Here is a 26,387-nt window from a genome sequence, read left to right on the forward strand (position 1 = left end):
CACTATGTTTTTAAGCATTATTCTGCCCACTTATAATGAAGAAGCAAATATTGGGATTACTATTTCTCATTTACTAAAATATTTAAAATCAGATTCCTTCGAAATTATTGTCAGCGATGCAGTAAGTTCCGATAATACTTGTCAAATTGCAATAGAGTTAGGCGTTAAGGTTTTGGTTTCTCCAGTAAAAGGTAGAGCAGGACAAATGAATCATGCAGTAAAACAAGCAAAAGGCGGTGTGTTTTATTTTGTACACGCCGATAGTTTACCGACACCGACTTTTCAAAATGACATTCAAAAGGCCATTGAAAACGGTTTTGATTGCGGGAGTTTCCTGACTCGTTTTGACAGCAATAGATTTATTCTAAAAATCAATGCTTTTTTTACACGTTTCAATTATCTTTTTTTTCGTGGTGGCGACCAAACTATTTTCATTACTAAGTCATTGTGGAAAAAAGTCGGTAATTACAAAGAAGAAATGCTAATTATGGAAGATTATGATTTCCTAGAACGCATCTGTAACGCAGGGAAATTCAAACTAATTTCAAAAACAACACTTATTTCTGCACGAAAGTATGATGAGAATTCTTGGTTAACTGTTCAGCTAGCCAATTTGAAAGTGGTAAATATGTACAAAAAAGGAGCTTCGCAAAGCGACATGATTACTACTTATAAGCAAATGCTTAATTACAGAAAGAATGCATTTTAAAAACAAAGTTGTTTGGATAACAGGCGCATCTTCTGGCATTGGCAGAGAATTGGCTGTACAATTATCTAAACAAGAAGCGATCTTAATTCTTACTTCATCTAATGAAAATCTATTAAAAGAATTGGCTTTAGTCTTAAAAAAACACAATTCAGTTTGTCATATATTGTCTTGTGATTTAATGAATGTTGATGCAATTCCGGAACTCGTTAATCAGGCGATAGCATTAGAAGGTAAGATTGATGTTATTATTCAATGTGCAGGAATCAGTCAAAGAGCATTATCTGATGAAACATCGATTGAAGTGAACAGAAAGTTGATGGAACTCAATTTTTTTGCACCTATATTATTGACTCAGGCAATTTTACCTCATTTTAAAAAAGTAAATTCAGGGAATATAACAGTAATCAGTAGTCTTGCCGGACTAATGGGTTTTCCGTTGCGATCAGGTTACGCAGCTTCAAAACATGCATTGAAAGGTTATTTTGAAACTATGCAATGCGAATTATATAAAACCAATATTAGTATTTCTATCGTATATCCAGGAAGAATTGATACTGATATTTCGAAAAATGCTTTGCTAGGAAACGGAAATCAATATGGCAAAACGGATGATATTAATGAAGTAGGAATTGATGTAAGAATTTGTGCAAAAAAAATTATTTCGGGAATCCAATCGAACAAAAAAAACATTATTATTGCAAAAGCAGAACGCTTATTATTTTGGTTTTGGTGGTTCTTGCCTTCGATATATTATAAAATAGCTTACCTAAAAGGTATTAAAAACAAGACATCTTAAATGCATAATTATTTATCTGGAATTCAACAAATTGGGATTGGAGTAAAAAATGCTCAAGAAGCTATGAATGTTTATAAAAGCATATTTGGTCTTGATGTGTTAATTTTTGATGACGTAGCGCAGGCCAAATTAATGTCGCAATACACAGGTAATAAAATTCACGAACGAAGAGCTATTCTGACCATGAATCTGCAAGGAGGAGGCGGTTTTGAGATTTGGCAATTTCTTGACAGAACTCCTATTGCTACTAATGAAGTTAATCTTGGTGATCTTGGGATTTATAGTCCTAAAATCAAATCATTAGATATAAAAAAATCATACAATAGGCTTTCTAATGTTTCTGGAATTCAAGTGTCAGCGATAACTAAAAACGGTAATTCATCTCAATTTTGGGTAAAAGATCAATACGGAAATAACTTTAATATTGTTTTTTCTTCTGAGTGGTTTCAAAACGGTAAACATGATACTGGTGGTGTTTGTGGTGCCGTTATTGGTGTGAGTGACATGGAAAGATCATTGCATTTTTATAAAGAAATTTTAGGTGTCAATGAAATTTTATATGATAATGAAAGTACTGAAGCTGACGGAAATTTATATAGAAAAGTAGGATTGTTTAAAAAAGCCACTGGTAAAGGTGCTTTTAATAAGCTGTTGGGTTCGGTTGAAATTGAATTAATTCAAATTTTAAACAAAACACCAAAGAAAATATACGAGAATAAATATTGGGGTGATTGTGGTTTTATACACTTGTGCCTAGATGTTTTAGATATGAAATCTTTAAAATTACATTCCGATAAAAACAACTATAATTTCACTGTTGACAGCAATAATACATTCGAAATGGATAGTGCTTCAGGGCGATTTTGCTATATTGAAGATCCAGACGGAACATTAATTGAATTAGTAGAAACCCATAAAGTGCCTATTTTTAAGAAAATTGGCTGGTTTTTGGATTTAAGAAAGCGTGATTTTGAAAAACCATTACCCAATTGGATGATAAAAATGTTGGCTTTAAGCAAAGTGAAATAGTTGTCTATTTTATTTCTTTGCAACACCAAGCGGTAAATGGAAGTAAAATCAACATTGAAAGTCCGAGTTTGAAATTAAAAAAGATTCCTACGAATGTTGCCATTACAATAATTATTACGGGATAAGAGAACATTAATAAACCAAAAAGCACCGAATCATAAAACACGGAATTTTTGGTTTTTTTTATGACCCATTTTTTCAAAAAGAAATAAATCCAATATTGACTTATAAATCCTAAAATAGCAGGAATAAATAATAGTATTTTTCTTAAATAATTTTCTTTTTTTGGGAATAAATCGAAGTATTGTAAATCAGATTTAATCAGCATTTTTCGTGTAATTCCTTCTTTTAATTCTTGATTAAAAATTCTATAAAATACATTTTCTGCATGATTTGATAAATTTGATACTGTTATTGGTTCGTTAAAATTAATAATGATTTCTTTCGGAACTTTATAAAAAGAGGAATAATTCAAATTTATGGGCTGAACAATAAGATTATTTATTTTTTGATGCAAAGCCATAAATGTCAGGCGTGCAGTTCCTTTTTTTAAACTCCGCAAATTCCATTCGTTTACACAAACGCCTTCAGGGAAAATCAAAATATGTTCGTTACTTTTTAGTAATTTCAAACAACGCTCAAAAGTACTGTCGTTTTTATAAAGATTTTCTTTTCCTTCACTTAGTCTGTAAATTGGAATCAGATGTAAAGCATTCAGAAATTTTTTAATTAACGGCTTATTAAAAGCATCACCACGCGCTAGAAAATAAATGGGTTTTGGATAATGAACCGCTATTACAATTGCATCAAAAAAAGAATTTGGATGATTGGAAGCGAGAATTTTGGGTTGATTTAAATTTAAAATTAATGCAAAATTTGCAACAGTTTTTCTAGAATAAAAAAACAGTGCCAATCGCGCCCATATTTTAAAAAAATTATACAAATTCTTTTATTTCCAATGTTGAGGTAAATTTTTTTCTTCGTCTATATCTGTTAATTTGGTTAGGATATGACTGGAAAGATTCAAATTTTCAACCTCTTTCATCGTATCATCAAAAACAGTTTCTGTACTCCATTCTATATTTTTAAAAATACTTGAATGTAGTTTATTCATTCCCAACAGATAATAACCCCCATCGAATGTTGGTCCGATAACCATGTTTTTGCGTTTTACGCTTTCAAAAGCCTCAGCAATGATAGTTGTGTTTAGTTCATAACAATCGCTTCCAATAATGCAGGCACTTTCATAACCCAGATTGAAAACCATTTGAAAAGCATGATTCATTCTCTCGCCTAAATCATTTCCTACCTGAACTTTTTTCATAAAAATAGCAGTAGACCAATTATCGTTTTGAATAATGGTGTCCGAATAAAATAAAATTTTATCCACTTCCAGCGGAGTAACAATTTCTCTGGTGTGCTGTAGCAATTTTTTATAAATAGCTAATGCTTTTTCATCGCCTATAGTCGTGGCAAGTCTGGTTTTGACTTTGCCAAGTTCGGGATTTTTTGTAAACAAAATTATTGCTTGTTTTGAAGACATTTTATAGTTATTTAGCAACAACCGCCACCGTTATAATGAAAAGTGGATTCACTAATAAAAATATCATCTCTATTTAATGCTGCAATTGCCGCCGCAGTTTTATCACAAACTGCTAAAGGTTGGTTTTTCGTTAGAATGTGACCTTTTTTATCATCAAAATGATTTTCAGTACCATAATATATTGCTGCTTTTCCAGTAAAAACACAAGGGCCATCTGCTGGCATTGGATCTTTTATAGCACAAACTTCGATACTTTCAATATAGATTAATTCATCGGTAGGATAATTTTTTGTATCTAAGATTCGGTAAGGTCTTCTGCCTCTGATTTCGATAGTTCCAAAACCTACATCGGTCAACATTTTAATATACTCTGCAATTGGAATACTTCCGCTTAAACACAATGCTCTAAGGTGTGCATCGTTTCTTAAAGTGTCATTCATTTGTTGCTCACAAGTAGGATCACTCATTACTAAACGTCCGTAAGGTTTTAAAACACGGTACATTTCTTGTAATGCTTTTCTTAAATCATCGGTTTTAAAAATGTTGAATAAGCAATTTTGAGCAGCAATATCAATAGTTTCATCTTCGATAGGAAGATTTAGTGCATCTCCTTTTTTCAGTTCTACGAATTCGCTTTTGAACCAGTCATTTTCTTTTTCGGCTACTATAAAATTTTGTCTTGAAGCTTCGAGCATCTCGTCTACGACATCGACACCAACGACACCACCTTTTTGACGTGAAAAATAAGAAAATTGGAGTAATTCCATTCCTCCACCGACACCAACATAAAGTATTTTTGGGTTATTTATTAAATCTTGTGCGCTAATTGTGCTTCCGCAGCCATAATTCATTTCCTGCATGATTTTTGGAATTTCCAAACCAGGAAATTTCCAAATTGGGGTAGTTGTACAACACAATCCTACATCAGGAGTTAAGGCTGCTTCTCTGTATAAATCTGTTGTTGCGTCTAAATAATTTTCCATTTTTATATTCTTATTTTTTGTTGTTTATAATATTTTAAAATTATGCTACGGCACCGCCACAGCTACTTCCTGCACCAGCGGTACAGCCATAACAATGGTTGTTGACTATAATTGTACGTTTTAATAATGCTTCACTTTGAAAAGTTGATAGATGTTGAGAGCCTGGTGCTGCCACTTTTAATTCTAACATTTGATTAAAATCACAATCATATAAAAATCCATCCCAACCTACAGAAATTGTATTTCTACACATCACATTAAGTGCTGCTGATGGATTAAATGCGTTAATTAATTTGGTCATGTAATCTTCATAATTGTCCGAAACAACTAAATAATCCAGATAACGACTTATTGGTAAATTAGTAATTGCAAATAAACTATTGAATTCTATATCAAAATCCTTTTTCAGATTAGTTTTAAACTCATTTTCTAATGCTTTTTGATCTGGCGGAAGAAAAGCTCCAGCAGGATTGTAGACTAAATTGAGTGTTAAACCACTATTTTCTTTACCATAACCTACTTCATTCAGCATTTGTAAAGCGGTAATAGAGCTTTTGAAAACACCATCGCCACGTTGTTTATCGGTTCTTGACTGAGAATAGAATGGAAGGGAAGAAATCACTTCGATTTTATGTAATTTGAAAAATTCTGGTAAATCATAATACTTTTTGTTTGCACGAATAATGGTTAAATTACAACGAACATACATTTGAATATTTAATTTACTAATTTCTTCAACAAACCATCGGAAATTAGGATTCATTTCGGGAGCACCACCAGTCATATCTACAATTTTGAAAGACGGATTTGCTTTCAATACATCCAAACACAATTGCATGGTTTCCTTAGTCATAATTTCTTTACGATCCGGACCAGCATCAACGTGACAATGTGTACAAACCTGGTTGCACATTTTTCCGAGATTAACCTGAAAAATTTCAAGCTGTGTAGGTTTTAAACTATTGACACCTATTGCTCTTAAACTAGCACTAAAAGGTTTGAATTTTTCTGGATTCTGTTGTAAGGTTAATATTTGATTTTGTGCATTAGATAAGGAACTATCTTTTGACTTTAATGATTTTAGAATTACTTTTTTAAACTCGCTCATAGAGCAATTTTCTTAACTTTATTCATCATTTGTACGCCGTGAACGAGGCTTGCTCCGCCACGAATAGCGGCAGCAACGTGAACTGCTTCCATCATCTGACCTTCGCTATATCCTTTTTCATAAGCGTCGGTACTATAGGCATCAATGCAATAAGGACATTGAACCGCATGAGCAACCGCAAGAGCAATCAATGATTTTTCTTTTGCTGTTAATTCACCTTCTTTAAAAACTTCACCATAATAACCAAAGAATTTTTCACCCATTTCTTTTTGGAATTCTACGATATTTCCAAATTTTGCTAAATCGTTTGCATTGTAATAATTAGTATCCATTTTTTTTAATATTTGAAGTTTTCTAAATATAAAGTCCAGTCGTATTTATTGTATTTTAATTTTGGGTTTGTATTTTCTGGTATAATTTTTAGATTTTCACAGATTTTCAATATCCCTTTTTTATTTCCAAAATCTCCTCTGAACCAACTCATTAAAACTGGCAACGAAAGTATATTTTTTGTAGCATCATAACTAGCGTCTCCTGTTAAATAACTTTTTGTTGCAGTATCCAGTTGAGCATCAATTTTTGCTGGATCATAAAAAGCGATCATTGGGCAACTTTTTGCACCGCAATTTAAACTAAAATGAATTCGGTAATCTACTTTTTCAACTCGGAAATCTTTTTCTAGTTTAGAAGGGAAAATCTTATTCATTTTTCCCAAACTCCATTTAATACTTGATCTTCTCAAAAAACCGTGTTCTATGATATCCAAGCTTATTTTGTGACCAGCAAGAACAAATTGCTTGCTTTTAAAAAATTTGTTTCTATTTTTATATTTCTCTGGATTTTTTTTTAATGCATTATTTGTAAAACCATTGTAAAGATTAATAAAAAAGGCTTTCTTTGAATTATCATTAATTAATTGTTTTTTGAGAATATTTTCATCAGCTGTCGCGAATTTTTCAATAAAATATGCGGTGCTATCATCTTGAAACTTTGCCGATTCAATGAATTTTTGTGACATTTTGATATAATCTATTTCTTGTGCCGGAACCAATTGCATAGAAAATAGTAATATTAGCAAGAAATATTTTCTCATTTTTAAGTATATTTATAGTATGTACGTAATTACAAAATAAAAGTTTTTAAAATATGGACTATTTAGAACAAATCAATCAAACTGCTTTTTTTTTAAGAGAAAAAGGAATTGTTGATCCACAGGTTGGAGTCGTTTTAGGAACTGGTTTAGGTAAGTTTTTAGATCATTTGGAAATTAAATTTACTATTAATTATACTGACATACCTAATTTTGTACAATCCACAATTGAATTTCATAAAGGTAAACTAATATTTGGAACTATTGGTTCAGTTTCAGTAATTGCTATGCAAGGGCGTTTTCATTTGTATGAAGGATATAGTTTACAGGAAATTACTTTTCCTATTCGTGTATTGCAACAACTGGGAATTCAACAATTATTTTTGAGCAATGCAGCTGGAGGAATTAATAGAAATTTAAAAAAAGGAGATTTGGTTTTACTAGATGACCATATTAATTTACAAGGCGGAAGTCCGTTGTCTGGATTGAATTCATTTGAATATGGCGGTATTTTCCCCGATATGAGTGCGCCTTATGATAGAATTTTAAATAAAAAATTATTAGAAGCCACTAAGGAATTAAATATTAATCTGAAAAAAGGGGTTTATGCTTCTGTTGTTGGACCTCAGTTAGAAACACGAGCAGAATACAGATATTTAGGAATTATTGGAGCAGATATGGTAGGAATGAGTACTACTCCAGAGGTTATTGTTGCTAATCAATTAAAATTACCTTGTGCTGCGATTAGCGTGATTACGGATGAATGTGATCCAGACAATCTAAAACCTGTTGATATTCCAGAGATTATTGCAGTAGCAGGAATGGCGGATGAAAAATTAAGTAAATTATTGGTGAAGACAATTCTTAGTTTGTAGTCAATCAACCTAAATTTTGTGTTCATAAACTTCTCCACGATGCGGTTTCAAAGCATCTCGTACTTGAATCATGTTTTCATCGGTGACCACCATAAAAGCAATGGCCAGCATTTCGCTTTGGATTTCGAACCCAGTGATATTCAACGATAATTTTTCAATAGCAATGTATTCTTTTAAGTGGATTTCATGGTGTTCGGCGGTTTTTGCGGAAGCTGGCCCACGGAAATCCCATATCAACTTTATTTTTCTGGACATTTTTCCCTAAGATTAATCGGTTAATGGTTTAGTTGGATAATTACTTTAACATACAAAGTTACAAACTCTAATTTTAAAATTGGTTAATTTTAAAAATTGAAAACGGATTCTGTTTTCTACAAGAAGAAGTCAGTACAAAATACTACTTTTGTACGTGGATTATTTTTGAGATTTTAAAAGTCAAATAATCTGAAAATCGAATAATCTAAAAAAATGCCTCAAGAACTCTTATTACAAGTATCCCCGGAAATTGCAGCAAATGATGTGCTGCTAAAAAATCATTTGTCAAAACAAATAACCGTTTCTGTAACTGAAATTCAACATATTTCTATTTTAAAAAGATCGATTGATGCCCGCCAAAAAGCGATAAAAATAAATCTTAAAGTTATGATTTATTTAAAAGGAGAGCTTTTTCAAGAGCAAAAAATACAACTTCCGGAGTATAAAAATGTTTCCTCAGCTCAAGAAGTAATTGTTGTTGGCGCTGGACCCGCCGGTCTTTTTGCTGCTTTGCAATTGATCGAATTAGGGCTGAAACCTATAGTTGTCGAGCGTGGAAAAGACGTTAGGGGCAGACGAAGAGATTTAAAAGCCATCAATCTCGATCATGTCGTCAATGAAGATTCCAATTATTGTTTTGGCGAAGGCGGTGCCGGAACCTATTCGGACGGGAAGTTGTATACGCGTTCTAAAAAAAGAGGTGATGTAACGCGTGTCTTGGAATTGTTTGTCGCTTTTGGAGCCTCTGAAGATATTCTGATTGAGGCGCATCCGCATATTGGAACAAATAAATTACCTCAGATTATTCAGGACATTCGAGAGAAAATCATCGAATGTGGTGGACAGGTTTTATTTGAAACCCGATTGACCGATATTTTATTAAAAAATAATGAAGTTCAGGGTGTTGTTACTCAAAACGGTGACACCATTCTTGCCAATAAACTCATTTTGGCTACGGGACATTCAGCTCGTGATATTTTCGAATTGTTAGACCGAAAAAAGATTTTTATCGAGGCGAAACCTTTTGCCTTGGGCGTGCGGGCAGAACATCCGCAATCTTTGATTGACAGCATTCAGTACAATTGTGATTATCGTGGGGAGTTTTTACCTCCCGCTCCGTATTCTATTGTGAAGCAAGTAGGAGGCCGGGGAATATATTCCTTTTGTATGTGTCCTGGCGGGGTGATTGCTCCTTGCGCTACGAGTCCCGGCGAAGTGGTTACTAACGGTTGGTCTCCATCCAAAAGGGATCAGGCTACTGCCAATTCCGGAATTGTAATTGAATTGCAACTGGAGGATTTTAAACCTTGGGCTAAATTTGGTGCTTTGGCTGGAATGGAATTCCAAAAAAGTATCGAGCAACGCGCTTGGCATTTAGCTGGCGAAAGCCAAAAAGTCCCGGCACAACGCATGATTGATTTTACACAAAACCGAGTTTCATCGGATATCCCAAAAACATCGTATGTGCCTGGAACAACTTCGGTAGAAATGGGGCAGGTTTTTCCCGATTTTTTAACGCAGATATTACGGGAGGGATTTACTGAATTTGGACAATCAATGCGTGGTTATTTGACTAATGAAGCCGTACTTCATGCGCCAGAATCCAGAACGTCATCTCCGGTGCGTATTCCCAGAGATCCTTTAACCTATGAACATGTTCAAATAAAAGGGCTGTATCCTTGTGGAGAAGGCGCCGGTTATGCGGGCGGAATTATTTCAGCTGCAATAGATGGCGAAAAATGTGCTTTTATGATTGGAGCAATTTTAAACCAAAAATAATCGGATAAAAAATTTAACAGGGTTGTATTGACCATTATTACTTAATTAAAAAATAATTTTTTTATTTTTTAGTCGTGCTTTTGATTTCTAATTTTGTCGAGAAATACTTGTTTTCCGGAAACAATGGACATAGATTCGCTCTGTTTCTATTTAGTTATAGTAGTTTATATTTTTAAAAAAAGGTTAGAGGGTTAAGTTGTGGACCAGTATTTTTTTATACTTTTTACGTTGGTCTAAATTGGCACTTAGTCCTTTATTTTTTAGTTTTTTTAATCGACAGACTATAAAGAATTTTATAAGTTAATATACTTTGTAAACAGCTTGTTATACCTCTAAATTAGAATCAAATATTATTTTAGAAGGAGAATGATTCCTACTAAATAGTCTCGTCGTATAGGCAAACTATTATTTTATATTGTTATCCTAATTTTTATTTCAAACTTTCTTTATTTATAGCTGTTACAATTTAGTATTTTTTTGTTAAAAAAAATATTGTTTTAATAGCAAATGTCTTAATTTTACAAATTAATTATTTTTTTATAGCGTTAGATGTATTAAAAAAAGATAAAAATTATAAATATGTTTGAAAAATTTAAAAAATCTGAAATTTTAATTTTAGTATTGGTTTTGGCCTTGATATTTACTTCGGAATATTTTTATATTGTTTTAAAAGATCCTCAACGGGCAATTTTTATTGGATTATGGCCTCCTACAATTCTTGGTTTTTTAATATTCCTAAATTTAAAACTCAAAAAATAATATGGAAAATATAGAATTAATTGTATTAACAATAGTAGTTATTTTGTGTTTTGTAGCGTTCTTTATTTCTACTTTTAATGAATTTGAAAAAGTAAAAAAAAAAGAGGTTATCACACAAAATAAAAGAGGTATTTTATCTAGGTTTTTAGCTTATTTAGAAAGTTTGGTCGTTGATTAATCTTCTTTTTCAGGTTAGGTGTTATTTGTTTTTTACTGCTACTGCAATTTTTGAATCTGCTGTTCCATAATACAAGAACCATTTGTTTTGAAAATAGACCAGTCCTTCAACAAAACAAACTTCATTTACTTCACCTGTCTTTTCATAGGGCTTGTCCGGATGCAGAAAATGATTCTCCATACGGTCTATTAATTTATAGGGCTTTTCTTTGTCAAATAGCGCCTGGTTTGCTGCATAAGTGAATTTAGGTAAACTTGAATCATTATAATTTTCGGCATTACTTCCGTTGTAAATCAGCACGATACCTTGCTTTTGAAGTAATGCAAAAGGACCGGGTTCTACTAAACGACTATCAAAATATCCCATTCTGGGATGTAAAACAGTAATCATTTTTTTGTTTTCATTATTTTCGGCTACTTCCCAATGGATGAGATCTTCAGAGGTTGCTATATACAAATCAGTATCCCCAAAATACATCCAGTATTTGCCTTTAATTTTTGTAGCTATGATTTTATCTTTGTATAATTTGCAAACTATAGCTCCGGATTTTGACCACAAGTCTTTGTATTTTTCTTCCCTTAATACTAAACCGTGTTTTGTCCATGTTTTTAAATCTTTTGAACTGGCTAAACAAAGACGCGCAGTTTTACCATCATAGGATGTGTAAGTCATAATGTAAGTCCCATTCTCGCTTTCTATAATTCTAGGATCTTCAACACCTCCTTTCCATTCGTATTGTTTCATCGTGTCGTTGTCCGGATAGAATATTGGTGTGGGTTGTTTTTTAAAGTGCAGTCCATCATCGCTGATAGCTAGGCCTAATCTTGATGTCATGTCTTTGTCTTGCGCTCTGTAGATGAGGTATACTTTTCCGTCTTTGACAATAGCGGATGGATTAAGAACATTTCGTTCTTCCCAGTGGACTTTTTTGTTGCTTATTGGAGATTGAAAAACAGGATGTAACTGTGGTTCTAAAATAGGGTTTAGGCTATCTACTTTTACAAAGTCGAGCATCGCCCAATCCTTACTTTTACTTTGTGATTTATAGATAGAATTACCGCCGCAACTCAGTAGGATAAATGCGAATATGAGCATGATGGTTAGTTTCATAATGGTTATATAAATATGGTTTTAAGTATTTTTGAAGCAAATTATGATTCCTAGCGTTATTTAGTATTTTTTGTTTCCAATAGGTATGAAAGAGTCCTGTACGGTAAAGTTGCATTTATTTTATGGAACACTAATTCTCTTTTTCGAAGATACTATGATTTTTATGCTTTTAAGATGGTTTTTTTATATGTATTCGGCTCATAGGATGAAATTGTTTGGCTTAATTTTTTTTTACAAAAGGCAACCAATTCAAATAAAGATCTCCGTTTCTTGATTTCAACTCGCAACTCGTGGAAAGTTTTAACAGTGTAGGAGTCAGGCGTTTTTTCAAGATGAGTTTCTAGGCCTTTTTTGATTTCTAAAATAGGTTTCAAGTGCTTTCATTCAGCAGCTTTGAGTTGGCAATTTTCCTAGAGATTTCTTTTGAATATATTTAGTGTCCTTGATAAAATCAACTTTTAAGATATAGACGTAAATTTACTAAAAATCGTTAAAAACATGGATTAAATTGCTTTAATTCAATATTTTGAATATTATTTTTTTGAATCATACAAAGGTGTAAAAAAACCGAAAATCTCTTTTCGGTTGTAGTTTTAAAAACTTTTTAAATGTCTATTCAAGTACTGATTTATTTTTCAGCATTCATTTCCATATAATCTATAGTTAGGTCGGACATCGCTTTCATTCCTAATACAAAACTACCCTCATCGATATAAAAATCGGGAGTATGATGTGAGGCTGTTTCGGCAGGATTTTTGCCTTTTGGCATTCCACCCAGGAAAAAGAAAAGTCCGGGAACTTTATCTTGATAGTACGAAAAATCTTCGGCTCCAGTTGCTGCAGGAGTCAATACTACATTGTTTTTTCCCGCTACAGTTTCTAATGTAGGGAGCATTTTTTCAGTCAATATAGGATCGTTATAGGTAATCAGGGTTTGTTTAGTGATGCTTACCTCGGCAGTAGCTCCAGCACTTTCTGCAATATTGGTGGTAATTTGTTTCAATCTGTTGTGGATCATTTCCTGAACTTGTTTGTCTAGGGTCCGAATCGTTCCTGCCATTTCAAGTTCTTCCGGAATAATATTACTTCTTACGCCAGATGTAATTTTTCCAACACTAACCACAGCCGCGGACTCCGTTAAATCTACATTGCGACTCACAATAGTTTGTAATCCCAATATTATTTGGGACGCCGTAACAATAGGATCTACGGATTGCCATGGGCTGGCTCCGTGTGATTGTTTTCCTTTTATTTTTATCTTGAACCAGTCTGAGGAAGCCATCGCTCCTTTTGGACGGTAATTGATTTTGCCGACTTCGGTGTCTGCGCTGATATGTAAGCCAAAAATCACATCTACTTTTGGATTTTCCAGAACACCTTCTTTTACCATTAGTGCAGCTCCACCTTCTTCACCATCGGGAGCGCCTTCCTCAGCAGGTTGGAAAATGAATTTAACCGTTCCTTTTAATTCACTTTTGATAGCGGCCAGAATTTCAGCAGTTCCCATCAGCATGGCTATATGCGAATCATGTCCGCAAGCATGCATGACACCTACTTCCTGACCGTTGTATTCTCCCATTGCTTTTGATGCAAAAGGAATGGCGACTCTTTCTGTTACTGGCAAGGCATCCATATCTGCCCTAAGTGCTACAACCGGACCGGGTTTTCCGCCTTTTAAAATTCCCACCACGCCAGTTTTTGCCACACCAGTTTGTACTTCCATGCCCAAAGAACGCAAATGTATTGCTATTTTTTCGGCAGTTTTAAATTCTCTATTGCCTAATTCAGGGTTTTGGTGAAAGTCTCTCCGCCAGGCACTGACTTTAGATTCTAAGGAGGCTGCTTTTTTGGCAACCGTGGCTTTAAGAACGGAATTTTGTGCAGTAGCAAAAAAGGAGAAGGAGCATAAGCCAGCAAAAAGAATAATTTTTTTCATTAGTTGGTAGTGTAAAATTTGGTTGCTAAACAGCCTTTATTTTAGTTAAAAACACAGCTGTTTCGATTCTAAAGAAGGTCAGTTAGAAACAAATATAGCAAAATTATTTCGTCTGGCATTAATTTTAAATAGGGGTTTAAAGTGTCTTTTTTTTGAGTAGGATATAAAAAAACCGTCTTGTTATTTCAAACAAGACGGTATTCTTACTCTTTTATTTTTGTTTCTTCAATCGGTTTTTAAAAAGCTTTTCGAATTTCTCCATTTTAGGTTGAATTACCATTTGACAATAGGGTTGGTTCTTATTGTTGGCGTAGTAATTTTGATGGTAATCTTCTGCTTTGTAAAATTTAGTCAACGGTTCTAGTGTTGTTACTATCGGACTATCATAAATCTTGGTCTTTTTCATTGCGTTGATTATCGTTTGCGCTGATTTTTTTTGTGCTTCATTTTTATAAAAAATGGCGGAACGGTATTGTGTTCCTACATCGGCACCTTGCCGGTTAAGTGTCGTTGGGTCATGTACCGTAAAAAAGACTTTGAAAATCTCATCTAGATTCGTTACGTTTTTATCATAGGTAATTTTCACCACTTCTGCATAACCCGATCTTCCAGTTGACACATCTTCATAGGTAGGATTGGTATTTTTGCCGCCTGCATATCCTGAGATTACCGATTGTACTCCAATGAGATTCTCATAAACGGCCTCAACACACCAGTAACATCCACCAGCTAAAGTAATGGATTCAAGATTGGATTGCTTTGGTGTTTGACCTTGCGCAAACAAGCTACTGGTCGTTAAAACACACACTAAAAATAATTTTTTCATGTTATTTGGTATCAGGTATAAAGTCAAGTGCGATTGAATTCATGCAGTATCTTTTTTTGGTTGGTTCCGGCCCGTCATCAAAAAGATGACCTAAATGACCATCACATCTTCCGCAGAGCGCTTCAGTTCTTTCCATTCCTAGTGAATTATCGGTTTTATAAACCACACTGTTTTTATTGTCTTGTTCGAAAAAGCTTGGCCAGCCGCAAGTGCTGGAAAATTTGGCGCCGGAACGAAATAATTTGTTGCCACAGGCGGCACAATAATAGGTGCCCTTGTCATCTGTATTCCAGAATTTTCCTGTGAAAGGTCTTTCCGTATCCGCATTACGAGTTACTTCATAGACATCTTTGGGTAAAACTTTTTTCCATTCGGCATCACTTATTTCGAGTTTTGCAGTATTCGTGTTAGAGTAATATGGGTTTCCAGGTTTTTCAATTGTGTTTTTCATTGGGACAGTTTTTTTTATAGGATCTTGTTTCTTTGTTGTTTGCGCAGAAACAGTGAAGGTGAATAAAGAGATTAAAAATAATACACTTAAGAATTTGTTTTTTGTTTTCATCTTTTTTTTATTTACATTACAAATGTAAAGCGGCTTTTGTTTTAAAATGTCGGTTACTTTGTAATTGAATTTTTTTTATTTATATTTTTGATTCCTCTGTATTTACGAAAAAAATAGCCTTTTAGTTTTGCGGATATTACCCAGACTAAAGTGTAAATTAGAAGATTAATACTTAAAATATAAAATTAGAATATTAGGGTATTCAACACTCGTTAAACTTTTCACAAATTCAAAAACGGCACAGATACCCGTTCTTTTTTTGTATTTTTGACCTAATTATAAAGACACATGTTAGAAGAAAATGTAATCTTAGTTAATGAAAATGATGAGCAGTTAGGGCTGATGCCTAAGCTTGAAGCGCATGAAAAAGCAGTTCTGCATCGTGCCTTTTCAGTTTTTGTTCTAAACAGTACGAATGAAATTATGCTGCAGCAGCGGGCAGGTCAAAAATACCATTCCCCGTTATTGTGGACTAATACATGTTGCAGTCATCAACGCGATGGAGAAACAAATATTCAGGCGGGAAACCGACGGTTATTTGAGGAGATGGGTTTTAAAACAGAACTTAAAGAACTTTTTCATTTTATTTACAAAGCACCGTTTGATAATGGCTTGACGGAGCATGAACTCGATCATGTGATGATTGGCTATTATAACGACGCACCGGTCATCAATCCGGAGGAAGTGGAAGACTGGAAATGGATGAAAATTGAGGATGTAAAAATGGATATGGAATTGCAGCCGGCCTTGTATACCGTTTGGTTCAAAATAATTTTTGACGAGTTTTATTATTTTCTGGAAGAACATAAAAGCCCTTTGTCTCTGAACTCGAGCACAGATAACCCTTAATTTATACGTTTTATGAAAGTGACTATTTCACGAAAAGCCCATTTCAATGCGGCTCACAGATTGCACAGGAAAGATTGGACTTTTGAACAAAATGATGCCGTTTTTGGCAAGTGCAACAATCCAAATTTCCACGGGCATAACTATGAACTGATAGTAAGTGTGACTGGGGAAATTGATCCGGAAACAGGTTATGTAATGGATGTAAAATTTCTAAGTGATATCATTAAAGAGGATGTTGAGCATCAGTTTGATCATAAAAATTTGAACTTGGATGTACCGGAGTTTCAGGATTTGAATCCAACAGCTGAAAATATTGTAGTAGTCATTTGGAATAAAATTAGAAAAAGAATCAAGGCAGAGTTTGAATTAGAAGTGGTTTTATACGAAACACCTCGGAATTTTGTAACTTATAAAGGAGAATAATGGAGCTAAAAGTAGGAGATACTATTCCCCATTTCATGGCGAAAGACACCAATGGAACTGATTTTGACAGTGCAAACGTAGTAGGCAGAAAACCACTTGTAATTTATTTTTATCCTAAAGATAATTCGCCTGGATGTACTGCGCAAGCCTGTAGTTTTAGGGATCAATACGAAGATTTTAAGGATTTGGGTGCAGAAGTGATAGGGATTAGCAGCGATAGCGTTGCCTCACATCAAAAATTCAGCAAACAATTCAAACTGCCTTTTATTCTCTTGTCCGATACTGATAAAAAAATAAGAAAACTTTTTGGGGTTCCCTCTGGTATGTTCGGGTTGCTTCCGGGACGAGTAACTTACGTAACGGATAAAAAGGGAGTAATACAAATGATTTTTGACAGTGTTCTAGCAACGAAACATATTCCTAAAGCACTTGCTGCTATTAAAAAATTAGTATAATCAATTACAAAATGTGATTTGTTACTTTTCTGATTGGAATTAATTTATACTTTTTTCGGTAGTTTAACGGACTCCTGTAAATGGAAACCTATTTTTGTGTAAAACAATATTGATTTGTTTACATTTGGGATTCAAAAAAAATAGTTACATGACATTTTATCCCTTACAGTTTAAACCCATTTTGAAAGAAAGAATCTGGGGTGGTGAAAAATTAAAAACAATACTTAACAAACCCATTGCCTCAACGCATATTGGCGAAAGTTGGGAGTTATCAACTGTAGTAGGAGACGTTAGTGTTGTGGCTCACGGAGATTGGAGAGGCAGTGCATTGACAGATATTATTAATGAGTTTCCTGAGGAAATCCTAGGAACAGCAGTTTATAATCGCTTTGGAAAGCAATTTCCGTTGCTTTTTAAATATTTAGATGCCCGTCAAGATTTGTCTATTCAAGTACATCCTAATGATGCCTTAGCAAAAAAACGCCACAATTCTTTTGGTAAAACAGAGATGTGGTATGTCATGCAAGCAGATGATGACGCCCGAATTATTGTAGGTTTCAAAGAAAAGTCGAATCCCGAAGCCTATTTAGAAAACCTAAAAAATAAAACCCTGCTCTCTGTTCTGGACGATATAAAAGTACAAGCAGGAGATGTTTTCTTCCTAGAAACCGGTACTGTTCACGCTATTGGCGCTGGGTTAATGGTGGCCGAGATTCAACAAACTTCGGATATTACGTATCGATTGTATGATTTTGACCGAGTAGACACGAATGGGGATACCAGAGAATTGCATGTGGATTTGGCATTGGAAGCGATCAATTACAATACAGTTGAAACCAAAAAAGAATACTCTAAGAATAGCAATGAGTCTAATCCAGTGGTTGATTGCCCTTACTTTACCACTAACATTATCCTCCTAGATGGAGCTATTGCAGTTTCTAAATCTGGAGAAAGCTTTACCGTATATATGTGTGTCGAAGGAGCATTTGAAATAGAATTTGACAATTCAAAACTAGAATATAAAAAGGGAGACACTGTTTTGATTCCTGCTGCCATGCATGCATTCATTATCAATGGAAAAGCTTCAATTTTAGAAATTTACATTTCATAGTCGGTAATAGAAAGATTATGTGTACTTTTGCAGACGCAAATTAAAATTCAAATTTTAAAAAAATAAAAATGGCAAACATTAAGAATTTAAAAAAAGACATCAACTACGTTTTAGGAGATATTATTGAAGCAGTTTACTTGTTCGAAATTTCTACAACAGGAAAACCAACGACAGAAACAAATGCTTTAATTGACGAAGCGATTGCTGCTTTTGACACTTTAATCACAAAAGTAAATGTTAAAAAAGTAGAAAATAAAAAAGCACACTTCAAACAAATTAATGTTGAATTGGAACAAACTGCTAATCAATTGATTGCTAAAATCAACGAATTGTAGTCAAAAAAAAAGCAAAAAAAGTTTGAATTTGTTTTGGAAAACAGAAATTCAGACTTATATTTGCATCCGTAATGAGTCGCCAGCGTAGCTCAGTTGGCTAGAGCAGCTGATTTGTAATCAGCAGGTCGTGGGTTCGAGTCCCTCCGCCGGCTCTTTGACAAAACCATCCCGTCTTAAGCGGGATGGTTTTTTGTTTTATAGAACATGACAATTGATTCCTGTTTTAAGTACTTCTCTTAATTTGTATGATTATTGCTGTTTTTTGATTGTTGCTACATACTCTGTTAATTGCTTTCCATAAAGAGATTTTGCCACTTTGGGAGACATTGATTTTTGAATCGTATCTAAGTATTTTATGTTGATGTCGTAAATCTGGGATAAGGCTATATAAGGCGCCACTTCGTAGTCTCTGTTGTTTAGAGCGAAATTTGTGGCAAATAAGTATTTTCTTTTCAAGTTAGAATCTTGTTTTGCTCCTATGCTATCAATGGTTTTTATGTTTTGACTTTTTACTGCATTGAATTTTTTTTCTATTAAAGTAAGACTTTCATCGGTGAAGCGGCTATTTATTTTTTTAAATTCTTCAAATATTTCATTGTTTTTAGAACCTGTAATTGTAGCATCAGATAAGTAGCGATCTAAACTGGTTTCAATAGTTATTTTTCCCGGCTCAGCAAAGAAAGGCAGGTTGTTGTCCATGGAATTACTGACGCCTCTGTCTAGAAACAAGTACAGCATTTCAGGTGATTTTAGATCTAAGTGACTTTCAAAAACGGCGCTTCCATCAATATGAATCGTGTCAATTGCAACCAGCATCGTATCAACGACTCTTTGGATGTATAAAGTTCCTTTTTTTAATCCTTTAATATTTCCGGTAATGTGTACATTCCCCCCAGGTTCCTCCTTATTACAGGACGATAAAAGGATTAAAGTGATAAATGCTAGAATAGTTTTTTTCATGTGAAGTTAAAATTTGTTTTTTAGGACATGGCATCGTCATTTTTTATGATTTATCCTGATATCTCGGGATAGAATCTTGGCGATTTGATTAGTGTTTAGATTTTGGCGCAAAATAAAGAAAATTGTTGGAATGATTTTGCTAACACATTCAAATTTATCAAAAAAAATCCCAATTTATTTCTAAATTGAGATGTTCCTCATTAAATTATGAATTTAAGCTTTTAACCAGGCTTCTTTTAAAGTGGTTTTGGATGCATCAGTGGCTTTAAGACCTTCTTTTTCTTCGTAAGGAAGTTTTACTTTTCCTTTGATTATTTGTTCTTTTCCGTCTCGTTTTATCTTAACAGTGATTGTATCATTCTCTTTCCAGTTTTGACTTTCGGAAATCATTTCATAAATATTGTCTAATGAATAAGGTTTTTCATTTATGGAGACGATGATGTCGCCTCCTTTTAGTTCTAAATTGGTATAGAAATCGTTTAGCTCTATAGTTGGAATCACGATAATTTCCTTTGTTTGTTGGTTCACGGTAATGTACGGAGATTGTCCTTTTAAGAACACATTACCGGGTACTTTTGACATAACTTTAGTGATGCCTACTTTAGCTAAGTACGTTTCATAAGGTATGGGTGTTGGTCCTGAAACATACGTGGTTAAAAAAGTCCCCACTTCAGGATAGGTAAATGAAGTTATTTTTGCGAAAATTTCCTTGTCATTAAACGGTTTTGAAGCGCCATATTCATTTGATAACTTTTGCATTAAATCGAGAATTCCTCTTTCTCCGTTGCTTTTTTCTCTGATAATGATATCCAGACACATTCCAATAAGAGCTCCTTTTTCATATACGTTCAAGTATTGGGCTTTGTAAGGTTCAGTCAACACATTTGCGCTCATCGTTGTGAAAGGCATCGTGTCATTCATTGCATTTGCATGTGCAATTTTTTCAGACATACGCGTATAAAATTCCTCTTCTGTAATTAATCCTTGATTAATCTGAAAAAGATTGGCAAAATATTCCGTCACCCCTTCGTACAGCCATAAATGTTCTGACATTTTAGGCGTGTTGTAATCAAAATAGTGAATTTCTTTAGAATGAATGGTTAAAGGAGTTACGATATGAAAAAATTCATGCGAAACTACATCTTTCATTGATTGTACCAATTCTTCTTTTGGCATCATTTCCGGTAAAACCACTGTAGTGGCTGTAGGGTGTTCTAAGGCTCCAAATCCCTTTGCATCAGTATCTTTCATGCTTGATAAATACAACAAGACGGTATATTTTTTGGTAGCGTTTATTTTTCCTAAAAATGTTTTTTGAGCAGTCATCATGGTTTTCATCTGTGGAGTAATACTTTCAGCAGTTACTTTTCCGGTAGGCGAAAAAACACTGATCAATATTTCCATACCGTCTACAGTAAAAGTAGTGTAGTCCGGTTTAGCATACATAATTGGATTTTCAACTAATTGAGCATAACGAGCTGTTGTAAATACATCATTTGTAGTACTTGCGTCTTGATCTGTCATGGAAGTTGCTCCCCAAAGTGTTTCCGGATGGGCTATATTTACCGTATAAGCAAGGTCTTTTTTGTCTTGAAAATAGCCCACAAAGCCATGCATGTTTAGCATGAAATTGACTCCTGCGTCTATATTTGTTCCGGCAGGAGAGAAAACATCATTCTTGCCAAAGCCGCTTCCCTTTTCAGTATCAAATGTGTCGTTAACCCAATAGGTTATTTTAGTGACAGTTTTGGCATTCTTGATATTCCAGGTGTTGTCATCCGTTTTGTTAACCGGAAGTATATTGCCCTTACTGTCAAAAGCTTTTAGATCTTCAATGTATTTTCCATAATCATCAATAGAGTAGGTGCCAGGGACAATTTTAGGAATACTGTAAGTGACTTCATCAGTGCTAATTTTTGGTGCGGTAATCGTAACCATTACTTTGTCCTCTTTAACGTCATTTAAGTTGATTGCTACGTGTACTACTTCGGTTATTGATTTTGAAACATTTGCTGAAGTGCCAACAGTTTTACAGCTCCAAAGAAGAGTAGCAAATGCTATTGCAAAAAATATTTTTTTCATTTGTATTGTTTTTGTTTATTGTATAGGTCTTTTACAAGTGGGAATTGTTACCCCTTATAACGATTTTATAAAGCCAGTTATTGCTGTCACCACTTTTGGAGCAATGGGTAAGTCCGGATTAGAATAGGATTTCATATTTACAGAATCATCTCCATTTATCTCTTTGAAAATATGATTCATTTTCTCGATCAGAACTAGGTCTGCTTCCGGTTTGGCTTTTTTTAACAGTTCTGCTTCAGCAACTGACACCTGTAAATCAGCAGTTCCGTTGAGCAGTAGTACAGGTATTTTTAACTTTACAATTTCACTTTGCGGATTGTATTTTATCCATGAAATCATGTACGGCTGAATGCTTGCTCTAAAAAGGGCGGCTAACATGGGGTTTCTTAACTCGAAAGTTTCCCCATTTTTAAGAATGTTCAGGTTTTTCTGAACTTCCTCTTTGAGGTAAGGGGCTTGCTTTGCTATTTGTTCCACCAGAACGGCATCAATCGTTCTTCCGGCTCCAGCCAATGAAATAAAAGCATCCGCTTTGCCATTGGCAGCAATCATTCCTATTAAGGAACCTTCGCTGTGTCCTGCAATTATTATTTTGTTGTACTTTTTTTGATTTTTAAAAAATAGCAAAACGGTGGTTGCGTCAGTGATGAAATCATCAAAAGTAAGGGTAGCTTCATTTACCGTTCCATTCTTCATTTGAGCAAGGATTCTTTTATCATAGCTAAAGACGGCAATATCATTTTTAGTTAATTCTTCGGATAAATATTTCAGGGAATTATTGGGGAGTCCTTTTTGATTGCCGTCCCTGTCTGTAGGGCCTGAACCTGCAATAAGGATGACAAGATTCGTCTTTTTGTTTTGTTTTAAAGGAGAGTACAACGACCCATTTAACAATGGATTTATAGTAACTTCATCCTTATTAAAAGATTGAATTGCTGTTTCTGTTTGTGAATGGCAGAGTATTGAACACAAGGACAGGAGTACAAGTAGTGATTTTTTCATTTTATTTCGCATTTAATTCGTTTATTGTTTCTTCCGGATTTTCGACTTCAATAATTAGTTTATTGTAATAGGAATCTTTGAGTTCAACAATAATTGCATTTTTTTTATTGCAAACGTCCCAAAAGTTGCGTTTTCCTTTTTTGATATAAGTGCCAGCAGTTATGACCCATGGTAATTGGGTGCCTGGCATTTTCCAGCCGATCCAAAATGTAAATTCATCGTTGCTTTGATACGCTCGGATTATTTTATCTTTCGGTACACGAATCTTATTTTCAAAAGCCCGGAATTTATGACTTCCAAGAATGTCAAAAATAAATTCGTTTTCGTTTGATGTTACTGAAACCATAAATGTATGAGTTGAGACTGCTATTTTAAAAACAAAAACTCCCGAATATCAGGAGTTTTATTTTAATCTAGTTTGTTTTTTATGTAATATTTACCGTCTAAGTCTTCGTCAAAATCATCCACTTTTATGGGTTTTGGTTTTGGTTTATTTGCGGTAGCTTTCTTTTTCCACATTTCAAATTTTTCTGCCGGCAACTTCTTCTTCATTATCTCCAGGATCTCTTTTTCGGCCAGACCAAATTCTTTTTTAATGATTTCAAAAGGATTTTTTTCTTCTAAAGCCATTGTAACAAGTTTTTCTGTTTGCTCCCAGTTCAATTCTTTGCGGTTACTCTTTTTCATCACGTGAAAATTAATTCAAATAGGTGTTAATGATTATTAAATTAAATTTTTTAATTTCATTCAATATTAAGGAAAATTATAATTACTTTTTCTCAAAAGATGATTTTTTTTAATTTTTTTAATTTTTTTTCTTTACTGGCTGTTTTTGAAACGGTATTTTCAATAAATTCTTTAATGCATTGTGTTCCTCAGGATTGGGATGGGTATCAATTCCGTAAATAATTTCTTCTTTTGGAAGTGTCATAAACGTGCCAAATAGCCGATCCCAGATTGAAAATATATTGCCATAATTACTATCCGTATAAGGCAAAACATGATGGTGGTGTACTTTGTGCATGTCTGGCGATACTATAAAATAGCTCATAATAGTATCTATTTTTTTAGGAAGTGAAATGTTAGCATGATTGAATTGCGTGGCTACAACAGATAAGGTTTGGTATAGAAAAACCATCCACATGGGGCTTCCAATGATTAAAACACCAAAAGCGGTAAATGTAAATCGGATCACACTTTCTCCCGGATGGTGTCTATTGGCGGTTGTGGTGTCAATCCAGGTGTCTGTATGATGAATCAAATGAAAACGCCACAGGAACTTGGTTTTATGTTCGACTAGATGCACCAGATAAGCGCCTATTAAATCCAATAAAAGCAATCCAATAAGGGCGTAAAGCCATAGCGGCATTTCAGGAAGCCATTGTAAAATTCCAAAATTTATAGCAATTGTCCAGTCAGCCGCTTTTAATAAAATAAAAGCCAGGCAAAAATTGACAGCAATAGTCGTGAAGGTCATAAAAATATTGATGCCGGCGTGATGCCATCTTTTATAGGTGAAGTTAAAAAGCGGAAAAGCATTTTCGATCAGCCAGAAAAAAGTGATTCCGCCCACAAGAATTAAACTTCGGTGTGACGATGGAATGGTAGAAAAATAAGTAATGATATCATTCATAATTCAGATATTTATTCCAAATTTAATAATTTTTTATGAAAGTAATTATTTTATTACCCGGAAAGTGCCATTTATTCTGGGGCCAATAGGTTTTGTGGTTTTTGGAATCTGGTGTTTCCAGAAATGTTGTGTCGTTCCTTTCATCAGCAACAAACTTCCATGTTCCAATAGGATGCTTTTTTTTAGGTCTTTATCTAAATTATGTTTGAGTTGAAAGGTTCGTTGGGCTCCAAAACTCAATGATGCAATTATGGGATTGATTCCTAATTCTTTTTCGTTGTCAGCATGCCAGCCGTTGCTGTCTTTTCCGTCGCGATATTGGTTTAGTAAGACGGTTGTAAAAGTAGTATCAGCACTTTTTTCGACTTGAGATTTTAGCTTTTGCAAAAGCAAATTCCAAGGATGTGGCTGCATCGTTATATTCGAATACGAGTAAGGTTTTCCTTCGTTTCCAAATAAAGCCGTCAAACGAGGCTGCGGATGAATTTTCCCGTATACACGAATATCGTCTTGTTGCCAAGGAATATCTTGCATTAATTCGGCAAAAATAATATCGGCTTGTTCTTGGTCAAAAAATTGAGGATAGTAGATGATCTCCGCATCTGGCAAGTCAATAAATACGGGTTCTGATGTGGATTCGAAAAGTGATTTCACGAGATTAAGTATATTGGTACGCCCAGTAAATTAAAAATAATTGTAGTGGCATTCGCAATAGTAAGGCCCATTTTGGCAGACCCATTCTTGCTTTTTCATCAAAATACATATACAAATGTGTTGGGAAAATAGCAATCAACAAAGTGATCACCCCCCAAGCGGCGTAGTTGGAGAGTAACGGAATACAAAGCGAAATTCCCAGAAATATTTCTGCTAAACCACTGATGTAATTTAATAATTTTGGATTTGGAAAGTACGAAGGAATGATTTTTAAGTACAGTCTGGGATTCCTGAAATGGTTTAATCCTGCGATAAAGTAGACGAAAGCCATTACATATAAATGCCAAGGTAAATTCATAGTAAAGTTATTTAGTACGAATTTATAAAATTTTTATTAAAATCAATACAAATGGATTGAAACTGCAATTAGGAGGTTCGCTTCAGGTTTACATTCATTATGATAATTGCTAAAATAATTAAAATAATGCCAAGCCATTGGATCAGGTTTACCTGCTCATTCAATAATAGATATGCCATAAGTACCGATACGGGAAGTTCCAGTGCCGAAACAATACTTCCCAGTCCGATTCCAGTCAGCGGGAAACCGGCATTCAATAATAAAGGTGGAATTATGGTTCCGAAAAGGGCTAAAATGATTCCCCATTTTATAAAAATTTCAAAGTTAAAAGGAGTGTTTTGTGTCGAAATTGCAAAAAAGGTCACGATGACAGCACCTCCCAACAACATGAATAAACTGCGTTGTGCCGAGGAAATATGAGTTGCCACACGATTAGCGGTAAACATTGTTGTAGTAAAAGAAGCTGCTGCTAAAAGCCCTAAAGCAATACCGCGCCAGTCTAAAACGATACTATTCTCGAAGACATTGGTAGCAAGGATAGTTCCGGTTAAGACAATAAATACGGAAACTATTTTTTGAGTAGAAGGAATTTTTTTTTCTAAAATCATTTCGAATAATACACCCATCCAGACGGTTTGCATCAATAAAACAATCGCAATAGAAACAGGAATGTATTTTACTGCCAAATAATAAAAGATACTCGTAAATCCTAAAGAAGTTCCGGCAAGCATCAGCTGAGTGATGTTTTTTTGGGATGCTTTTATAACAGTTTTTCCTTTCTTAGCTTTTTGAAACATATTGATCAGCAGCATTCCCATGATTCCATATACAAATTGGGCAACGGTAACTTCTGGTGTAGTGTAGCCTTGACCGTAGGCTATCTTTACAAAGGTAGCCAGCATTCCGTAACTCGTTGCGCCGAGACCAACTAAGAAAACTCCTTTTAAGACACTATTTTTTATCATTTTTTTAATTTTAAAAAGCGGG

31 protein-coding genes and 1 tRNA gene are annotated in these 26,387 nt (G+C 34.2%); 12 read left to right on the top strand and 20 right to left on the bottom strand.

Annotated features, from left to right (window positions below; all coding sequences use genetic code 11):
* Positions 1 to 4 precede the first annotated feature (4 nt).
* Genes EKM02_RS06625 through EKM02_RS06635 form a run of 3 tightly spaced genes read left to right on the top strand, consistent with a single transcriptional unit; the run spans position 5 to position 2,534 of the window.
* Positions 5 to 709 carry a TIGR04283 family arsenosugar biosynthesis glycosyltransferase gene (locus tag EKM02_RS06625; protein WP_126453469.1) on the top strand — a complete coding sequence of 235 codons (705 nt, stop codon included), beginning with the start codon at positions 5 to 7 and terminating at the stop codon, positions 707 to 709.
* The gene (locus tag EKM02_RS06630; RefSeq protein ID WP_126453471.1) at positions 699 to 1,505 is read left to right on the top strand and encodes an SDR family oxidoreductase; all 807 of its coding nucleotides are present in this window, start codon (positions 699 to 701) and stop codon (positions 1,503 to 1,505) included. Before EKM02_RS06625 ends, EKM02_RS06630 begins: the two co-directional genes overlap by 11 nt.
* The gene (locus EKM02_RS06635; protein WP_126453473.1) at positions 1,506 to 2,534 is read left to right on the top strand and encodes a VOC family protein; all 1,029 of its coding nucleotides are present in this window, start codon (positions 1,506 to 1,508) and stop codon (positions 2,532 to 2,534) included.
* A gap of 4 nt (positions 2,535 to 2,538) precedes the next feature.
* Here EKM02_RS06635 and EKM02_RS06640 read toward each other — a convergent pair whose 3' ends face one another.
* The 6 genes from EKM02_RS06640 to EKM02_RS06665 are packed head-to-tail and all read right to left on the bottom strand — an operon-like array spanning position 2,539 to position 7,261.
* A complete protein-coding gene (locus tag EKM02_RS06640; protein WP_158614728.1) occupies positions 2,539 to 3,447 on the bottom strand; it encodes a 1-acyl-sn-glycerol-3-phosphate acyltransferase in 909 nt (302 codons plus the stop codon).
* A gap of 36 nt (positions 3,448 to 3,483) precedes the next feature.
* A complete protein-coding gene (locus EKM02_RS06645; protein ID WP_126453477.1) occupies positions 3,484 to 4,077 on the bottom strand; it encodes a TIGR04282 family arsenosugar biosynthesis glycosyltransferase in 594 nt (197 codons plus the stop codon).
* A gap of 11 nt (positions 4,078 to 4,088) precedes the next feature.
* The gene (gene arsM / locus EKM02_RS06650; protein WP_126453479.1) at positions 4,089 to 5,060 is read right to left on the bottom strand and encodes an arsenosugar biosynthesis arsenite methyltransferase ArsM; all 972 of its coding nucleotides are present in this window, start codon (positions 5,058 to 5,060) and stop codon (positions 4,089 to 4,091) included.
* A gap of 40 nt (positions 5,061 to 5,100) precedes the next feature.
* Positions 5,101 to 6,168, bottom strand: a complete 1,068-nt coding sequence (gene arsS / locus EKM02_RS06655; RefSeq protein ID WP_126453481.1) for an arsenosugar biosynthesis radical SAM (seleno)protein ArsS — start codon at positions 6,166 to 6,168, stop codon at positions 5,101 to 5,103.
* Positions 6,165 to 6,500, bottom strand: coding sequence for an arsenosugar biosynthesis-associated peroxidase-like protein (locus EKM02_RS06660; RefSeq protein ID WP_126453483.1), 336 nt, complete (start codon positions 6,498 to 6,500; stop codon positions 6,165 to 6,167). Before EKM02_RS06660 ends, arsS begins: the two co-directional genes overlap by 4 nt.
* 5 nt (positions 6,501 to 6,505) lie before the next feature.
* On the bottom strand, positions 6,506 to 7,261 hold the full coding sequence (locus tag EKM02_RS06665; RefSeq protein WP_126453485.1) for a DUF547 domain-containing protein: 756 nt from the start codon (positions 7,259 to 7,261) through the stop codon (positions 6,506 to 6,508).
* Positions 7,262 to 7,314: 53 nt separating this feature from the next.
* Here EKM02_RS06665 and EKM02_RS06670 point away from each other — a divergent pair, with 53 nt between their 5' ends.
* Positions 7,315 to 8,133, top strand: coding sequence for a purine-nucleoside phosphorylase (locus tag EKM02_RS06670; RefSeq protein ID WP_126453486.1), 819 nt, complete (start codon positions 7,315 to 7,317; stop codon positions 8,131 to 8,133).
* 9 nt (positions 8,134 to 8,142) lie between these two features.
* On the opposite strand, the gene EKM02_RS06675 is transcribed toward EKM02_RS06670, so the two are convergent.
* Entirely contained in the window at positions 8,143 to 8,388 is a 246-nt protein-coding gene (locus EKM02_RS06675) for a hypothetical protein (RefSeq protein ID WP_126453488.1), read from the bottom strand.
* A 213-nt stretch (positions 8,389 to 8,601) separates the two neighbouring features.
* Here EKM02_RS06675 and EKM02_RS06680 point away from each other — a divergent pair, with 213 nt between their 5' ends.
* Complete coding sequence (locus EKM02_RS06680; RefSeq protein ID WP_126453490.1) at positions 8,602 to 10,167, top strand: NAD(P)/FAD-dependent oxidoreductase; 1,566 nt, start codon at positions 8,602 to 8,604, stop codon at positions 10,165 to 10,167.
* 760 nt (positions 10,168 to 10,927) lie between these two features.
* Positions 10,928 to 11,104: a hypothetical protein gene (locus tag EKM02_RS14770; protein WP_158614729.1), complete on the top strand. Its 177-nt coding sequence runs from the start codon at positions 10,928 to 10,930 to the stop codon at positions 11,102 to 11,104.
* Between the two features lie 21 nt (positions 11,105 to 11,125).
* Here EKM02_RS14770 and EKM02_RS06690 read toward each other — a convergent pair whose 3' ends face one another.
* The 4 genes from EKM02_RS06690 to msrB all read right to left on the bottom strand — a co-directional run bounded on the left by EKM02_RS06690 (position 11,126) and on the right by msrB (position 15,538).
* Entirely contained in the window at positions 11,126 to 12,199 is a 1,074-nt protein-coding gene (locus tag EKM02_RS06690) for a glycoside hydrolase family 130 protein (RefSeq protein ID WP_199878466.1), read from the bottom strand.
* A gap of 643 nt (positions 12,200 to 12,842) precedes the next feature.
* Positions 12,843 to 14,150, bottom strand: a complete 1,308-nt coding sequence (locus EKM02_RS06695; protein WP_126453497.1) for an amidohydrolase — start codon at positions 14,148 to 14,150, stop codon at positions 12,843 to 12,845.
* Between the two features lie 211 nt (positions 14,151 to 14,361).
* Positions 14,362 to 14,976, bottom strand: a complete 615-nt coding sequence (msrA, locus tag EKM02_RS06700) for a peptide-methionine (S)-S-oxide reductase MsrA (RefSeq protein WP_126453499.1) — start codon at positions 14,974 to 14,976, stop codon at positions 14,362 to 14,364.
* 1 nt (position 14,977) lies between these two features.
* Positions 14,978 to 15,538, bottom strand: coding sequence for a peptide-methionine (R)-S-oxide reductase MsrB (gene msrB / locus EKM02_RS06705; RefSeq protein ID WP_126453501.1), 561 nt, complete (start codon positions 15,536 to 15,538; stop codon positions 14,978 to 14,980).
* A 288-nt stretch (positions 15,539 to 15,826) separates the two neighbouring features.
* Between msrB and idi the strand changes: the two genes are divergently transcribed.
* The 6 genes from idi (at position 15,827) to EKM02_RS06735 (ending at position 18,863) form a co-directional block, all read left to right on the top strand.
* Positions 15,827 to 16,387: an isopentenyl-diphosphate Delta-isomerase gene (gene idi, locus EKM02_RS06710; RefSeq protein ID WP_126453503.1), complete on the top strand. Its 561-nt coding sequence runs from the start codon at positions 15,827 to 15,829 to the stop codon at positions 16,385 to 16,387.
* Between the two features lie 12 nt (positions 16,388 to 16,399).
* Positions 16,400 to 16,810, top strand: a complete 411-nt coding sequence (locus EKM02_RS06715; protein ID WP_126453505.1) for a 6-pyruvoyl trahydropterin synthase family protein — start codon at positions 16,400 to 16,402, stop codon at positions 16,808 to 16,810.
* Positions 16,810 to 17,265 (top strand): peroxiredoxin, encoded by a 456-nt coding sequence (locus EKM02_RS06720; protein WP_126453507.1) that lies wholly within the window; start codon positions 16,810 to 16,812, stop codon positions 17,263 to 17,265. The genes EKM02_RS06715 and EKM02_RS06720 overlap by 1 nt, the downstream gene beginning before the upstream one ends.
* 148 nt (positions 17,266 to 17,413) lie before the next feature.
* A complete protein-coding gene (locus tag EKM02_RS06725; protein WP_126453509.1) occupies positions 17,414 to 18,376 on the top strand; it encodes a type I phosphomannose isomerase catalytic subunit in 963 nt (320 codons plus the stop codon).
* Positions 18,377 to 18,444: 68 nt separating this feature from the next.
* Positions 18,445 to 18,711 (top strand): hypothetical protein, encoded by a 267-nt coding sequence (locus tag EKM02_RS06730; RefSeq protein WP_126453511.1) that lies wholly within the window; start codon positions 18,445 to 18,447, stop codon positions 18,709 to 18,711.
* A 78-nt stretch (positions 18,712 to 18,789) separates the two neighbouring features.
* A tRNA-Thr gene (locus EKM02_RS06735) sits at positions 18,790 to 18,863 on the top strand.
* Positions 18,864 to 18,960: 97 nt separating this feature from the next.
* Here the strand turns inward: EKM02_RS06735 and EKM02_RS06740 are convergent.
* The 9 genes from EKM02_RS06740 to EKM02_RS06780 all read right to left on the bottom strand — a co-directional run bounded on the left by EKM02_RS06740 (position 18,961) and on the right by EKM02_RS06780 (position 26,365).
* Positions 18,961 to 19,671, bottom strand: coding sequence for a DUF4369 domain-containing protein (locus EKM02_RS06740; protein ID WP_126453513.1), 711 nt, complete (start codon positions 19,669 to 19,671; stop codon positions 18,961 to 18,963).
* Between the two features lie 213 nt (positions 19,672 to 19,884).
* Entirely contained in the window at positions 19,885 to 21,753 is a 1,869-nt protein-coding gene (locus tag EKM02_RS06745; protein WP_126453515.1) for a peptidase M61, read from the bottom strand.
* A gap of 54 nt (positions 21,754 to 21,807) precedes the next feature.
* Complete coding sequence (locus tag EKM02_RS06750; protein ID WP_126453517.1) at positions 21,808 to 22,755, bottom strand: alpha/beta hydrolase; 948 nt, start codon at positions 22,753 to 22,755, stop codon at positions 21,808 to 21,810.
* A 1-nt stretch (position 22,756) separates the two neighbouring features.
* On the bottom strand, positions 22,757 to 23,101 hold the full coding sequence (locus EKM02_RS06755; protein WP_126453519.1) for a hypothetical protein: 345 nt from the start codon (positions 23,099 to 23,101) through the stop codon (positions 22,757 to 22,759).
* Between the two features lie 62 nt (positions 23,102 to 23,163).
* Positions 23,164 to 23,442: a DUF2805 domain-containing protein gene (locus EKM02_RS06760; protein WP_126453521.1), complete on the bottom strand. Its 279-nt coding sequence runs from the start codon at positions 23,440 to 23,442 to the stop codon at positions 23,164 to 23,166.
* A 118-nt stretch (positions 23,443 to 23,560) separates the two neighbouring features.
* Positions 23,561 to 24,388 carry a sterol desaturase family protein gene (locus EKM02_RS06765; RefSeq protein ID WP_126453523.1) on the bottom strand — a complete coding sequence of 276 codons (828 nt, stop codon included), beginning with the start codon at positions 24,386 to 24,388 and terminating at the stop codon, positions 23,561 to 23,563.
* 45 nt (positions 24,389 to 24,433) lie between these two features.
* A complete protein-coding gene (locus EKM02_RS06770; RefSeq protein WP_126453525.1) occupies positions 24,434 to 25,042 on the bottom strand; it encodes an alpha-ketoglutarate-dependent dioxygenase AlkB family protein in 609 nt (202 codons plus the stop codon).
* Positions 25,043 to 25,046: 4 nt separating this feature from the next.
* A complete protein-coding gene (locus EKM02_RS06775; RefSeq protein ID WP_126453527.1) occupies positions 25,047 to 25,400 on the bottom strand; it encodes a DoxX family membrane protein in 354 nt (117 codons plus the stop codon).
* A 68-nt stretch (positions 25,401 to 25,468) separates the two neighbouring features.
* Positions 25,469 to 26,365, bottom strand: coding sequence for a DMT family transporter (locus EKM02_RS06780; protein ID WP_126453529.1), 897 nt, complete (start codon positions 26,363 to 26,365; stop codon positions 25,469 to 25,471).
* Positions 26,366 to 26,387 lie beyond the last annotated feature (22 nt).

This window comes from Flavobacterium sp. RSP49 (assembly GCF_003968735.1).
Lineage (GTDB): Bacteria > Bacteroidota > Bacteroidia > Flavobacteriales > Flavobacteriaceae > Flavobacterium.

What these genes read in the sequence shown, in the direction of transcription:
- EKM02_RS06625 (WP_126453469.1), top strand. Translation starts at nt 5, where the DNA reads ATGTTTTTAAGCATTATTCTGCCCACTTATAATGAAGAAGCAAATATT.
- EKM02_RS06630 (WP_126453471.1), top strand. Translation starts at nt 699, where the DNA reads ATGCATTTTAAAAACAAAGTTGTTTGGATAACAGGCGCATCTTCTGGC.
- EKM02_RS06635 (WP_126453473.1), top strand. Translation starts at nt 1,506, where the DNA reads ATGCATAATTATTTATCTGGAATTCAACAAATTGGGATTGGAGTAAAA.
- EKM02_RS06645 (WP_126453477.1), bottom strand. Translation starts at nt 4,077, where the DNA reads ATGTCTTCAAAACAAGCAATAATTTTGTTTACAAAAAATCCCGAACTT.
- arsM (WP_126453479.1), bottom strand. Translation starts at nt 5,060, where the DNA reads ATGGAAAATTATTTAGACGCAACAACAGATTTATACAGAGAAGCAGCC.
- arsS (WP_126453481.1), bottom strand. Translation starts at nt 6,168, where the DNA reads ATGAGCGAGTTTAAAAAAGTAATTCTAAAATCATTAAAGTCAAAAGAT.
- EKM02_RS06660 (WP_126453483.1), bottom strand. Translation starts at nt 6,500, where the DNA reads ATGGATACTAATTATTACAATGCAAACGATTTAGCAAAATTTGGAAAT.
- EKM02_RS06665 (WP_126453485.1), bottom strand. Translation starts at nt 7,261, where the DNA reads ATGAGAAAATATTTCTTGCTAATATTACTATTTTCTATGCAATTGGTT.
- EKM02_RS06670 (WP_126453486.1), top strand. Translation starts at nt 7,315, where the DNA reads ATGGACTATTTAGAACAAATCAATCAAACTGCTTTTTTTTTAAGAGAA.
- EKM02_RS06675 (WP_126453488.1), bottom strand. Translation starts at nt 8,388, where the DNA reads ATGTCCAGAAAAATAAAGTTGATATGGGATTTCCGTGGGCCAGCTTCC.
- EKM02_RS06680 (WP_126453490.1), top strand. Translation starts at nt 8,602, where the DNA reads ATGCCTCAAGAACTCTTATTACAAGTATCCCCGGAAATTGCAGCAAAT.
- EKM02_RS14770 (WP_158614729.1), top strand. Translation starts at nt 10,928, where the DNA reads ATGGAAAATATAGAATTAATTGTATTAACAATAGTAGTTATTTTGTGT.
- EKM02_RS06690 (WP_199878466.1), bottom strand. Translation starts at nt 12,199, where the DNA reads ATGCTCATATTCGCATTTATCCTACTGAGTTGCGGCGGTAATTCTATC.
- EKM02_RS06695 (WP_126453497.1), bottom strand. Translation starts at nt 14,150, where the DNA reads ATGAAAAAAATTATTCTTTTTGCTGGCTTATGCTCCTTCTCCTTTTTT.
- msrA (WP_126453499.1), bottom strand. Translation starts at nt 14,976, where the DNA reads ATGAAAAAATTATTTTTAGTGTGTGTTTTAACGACCAGTAGCTTGTTT.
- msrB (WP_126453501.1), bottom strand. Translation starts at nt 15,538, where the DNA reads ATGAAAACAAAAAACAAATTCTTAAGTGTATTATTTTTAATCTCTTTA.
- idi (WP_126453503.1), top strand. Translation starts at nt 15,827, where the DNA reads ATGTTAGAAGAAAATGTAATCTTAGTTAATGAAAATGATGAGCAGTTA.
- EKM02_RS06715 (WP_126453505.1), top strand. Translation starts at nt 16,400, where the DNA reads ATGAAAGTGACTATTTCACGAAAAGCCCATTTCAATGCGGCTCACAGA.
- EKM02_RS06720 (WP_126453507.1), top strand. Translation starts at nt 16,810, where the DNA reads ATGGAGCTAAAAGTAGGAGATACTATTCCCCATTTCATGGCGAAAGAC.
- EKM02_RS06725 (WP_126453509.1), top strand. Translation starts at nt 17,414, where the DNA reads ATGACATTTTATCCCTTACAGTTTAAACCCATTTTGAAAGAAAGAATC.
- EKM02_RS06730 (WP_126453511.1), top strand. Translation starts at nt 18,445, where the DNA reads ATGGCAAACATTAAGAATTTAAAAAAAGACATCAACTACGTTTTAGGA.
- EKM02_RS06740 (WP_126453513.1), bottom strand. Translation starts at nt 19,671, where the DNA reads ATGAAAAAAACTATTCTAGCATTTATCACTTTAATCCTTTTATCGTCC.
- EKM02_RS06745 (WP_126453515.1), bottom strand. Translation starts at nt 21,753, where the DNA reads ATGAAAAAAATATTTTTTGCAATAGCATTTGCTACTCTTCTTTGGAGC.
- EKM02_RS06750 (WP_126453517.1), bottom strand. Translation starts at nt 22,755, where the DNA reads ATGAAAAAATCACTACTTGTACTCCTGTCCTTGTGTTCAATACTCTGC.
- EKM02_RS06755 (WP_126453519.1), bottom strand. Translation starts at nt 23,101, where the DNA reads ATGGTTTCAGTAACATCAAACGAAAACGAATTTATTTTTGACATTCTT.
- EKM02_RS06760 (WP_126453521.1), bottom strand. Translation starts at nt 23,442, where the DNA reads ATGAAAAAGAGTAACCGCAAAGAATTGAACTGGGAGCAAACAGAAAAA.
- EKM02_RS06765 (WP_126453523.1), bottom strand. Translation starts at nt 24,388, where the DNA reads ATGAATGATATCATTACTTATTTTTCTACCATTCCATCGTCACACCGA.
- EKM02_RS06775 (WP_126453527.1), bottom strand. Translation starts at nt 25,400, where the DNA reads ATGAATTTACCTTGGCATTTATATGTAATGGCTTTCGTCTACTTTATC.
- EKM02_RS06780 (WP_126453529.1), bottom strand. Translation starts at nt 26,365, where the DNA reads ATGATAAAAAATAGTGTCTTAAAAGGAGTTTTCTTAGTTGGTCTCGGC.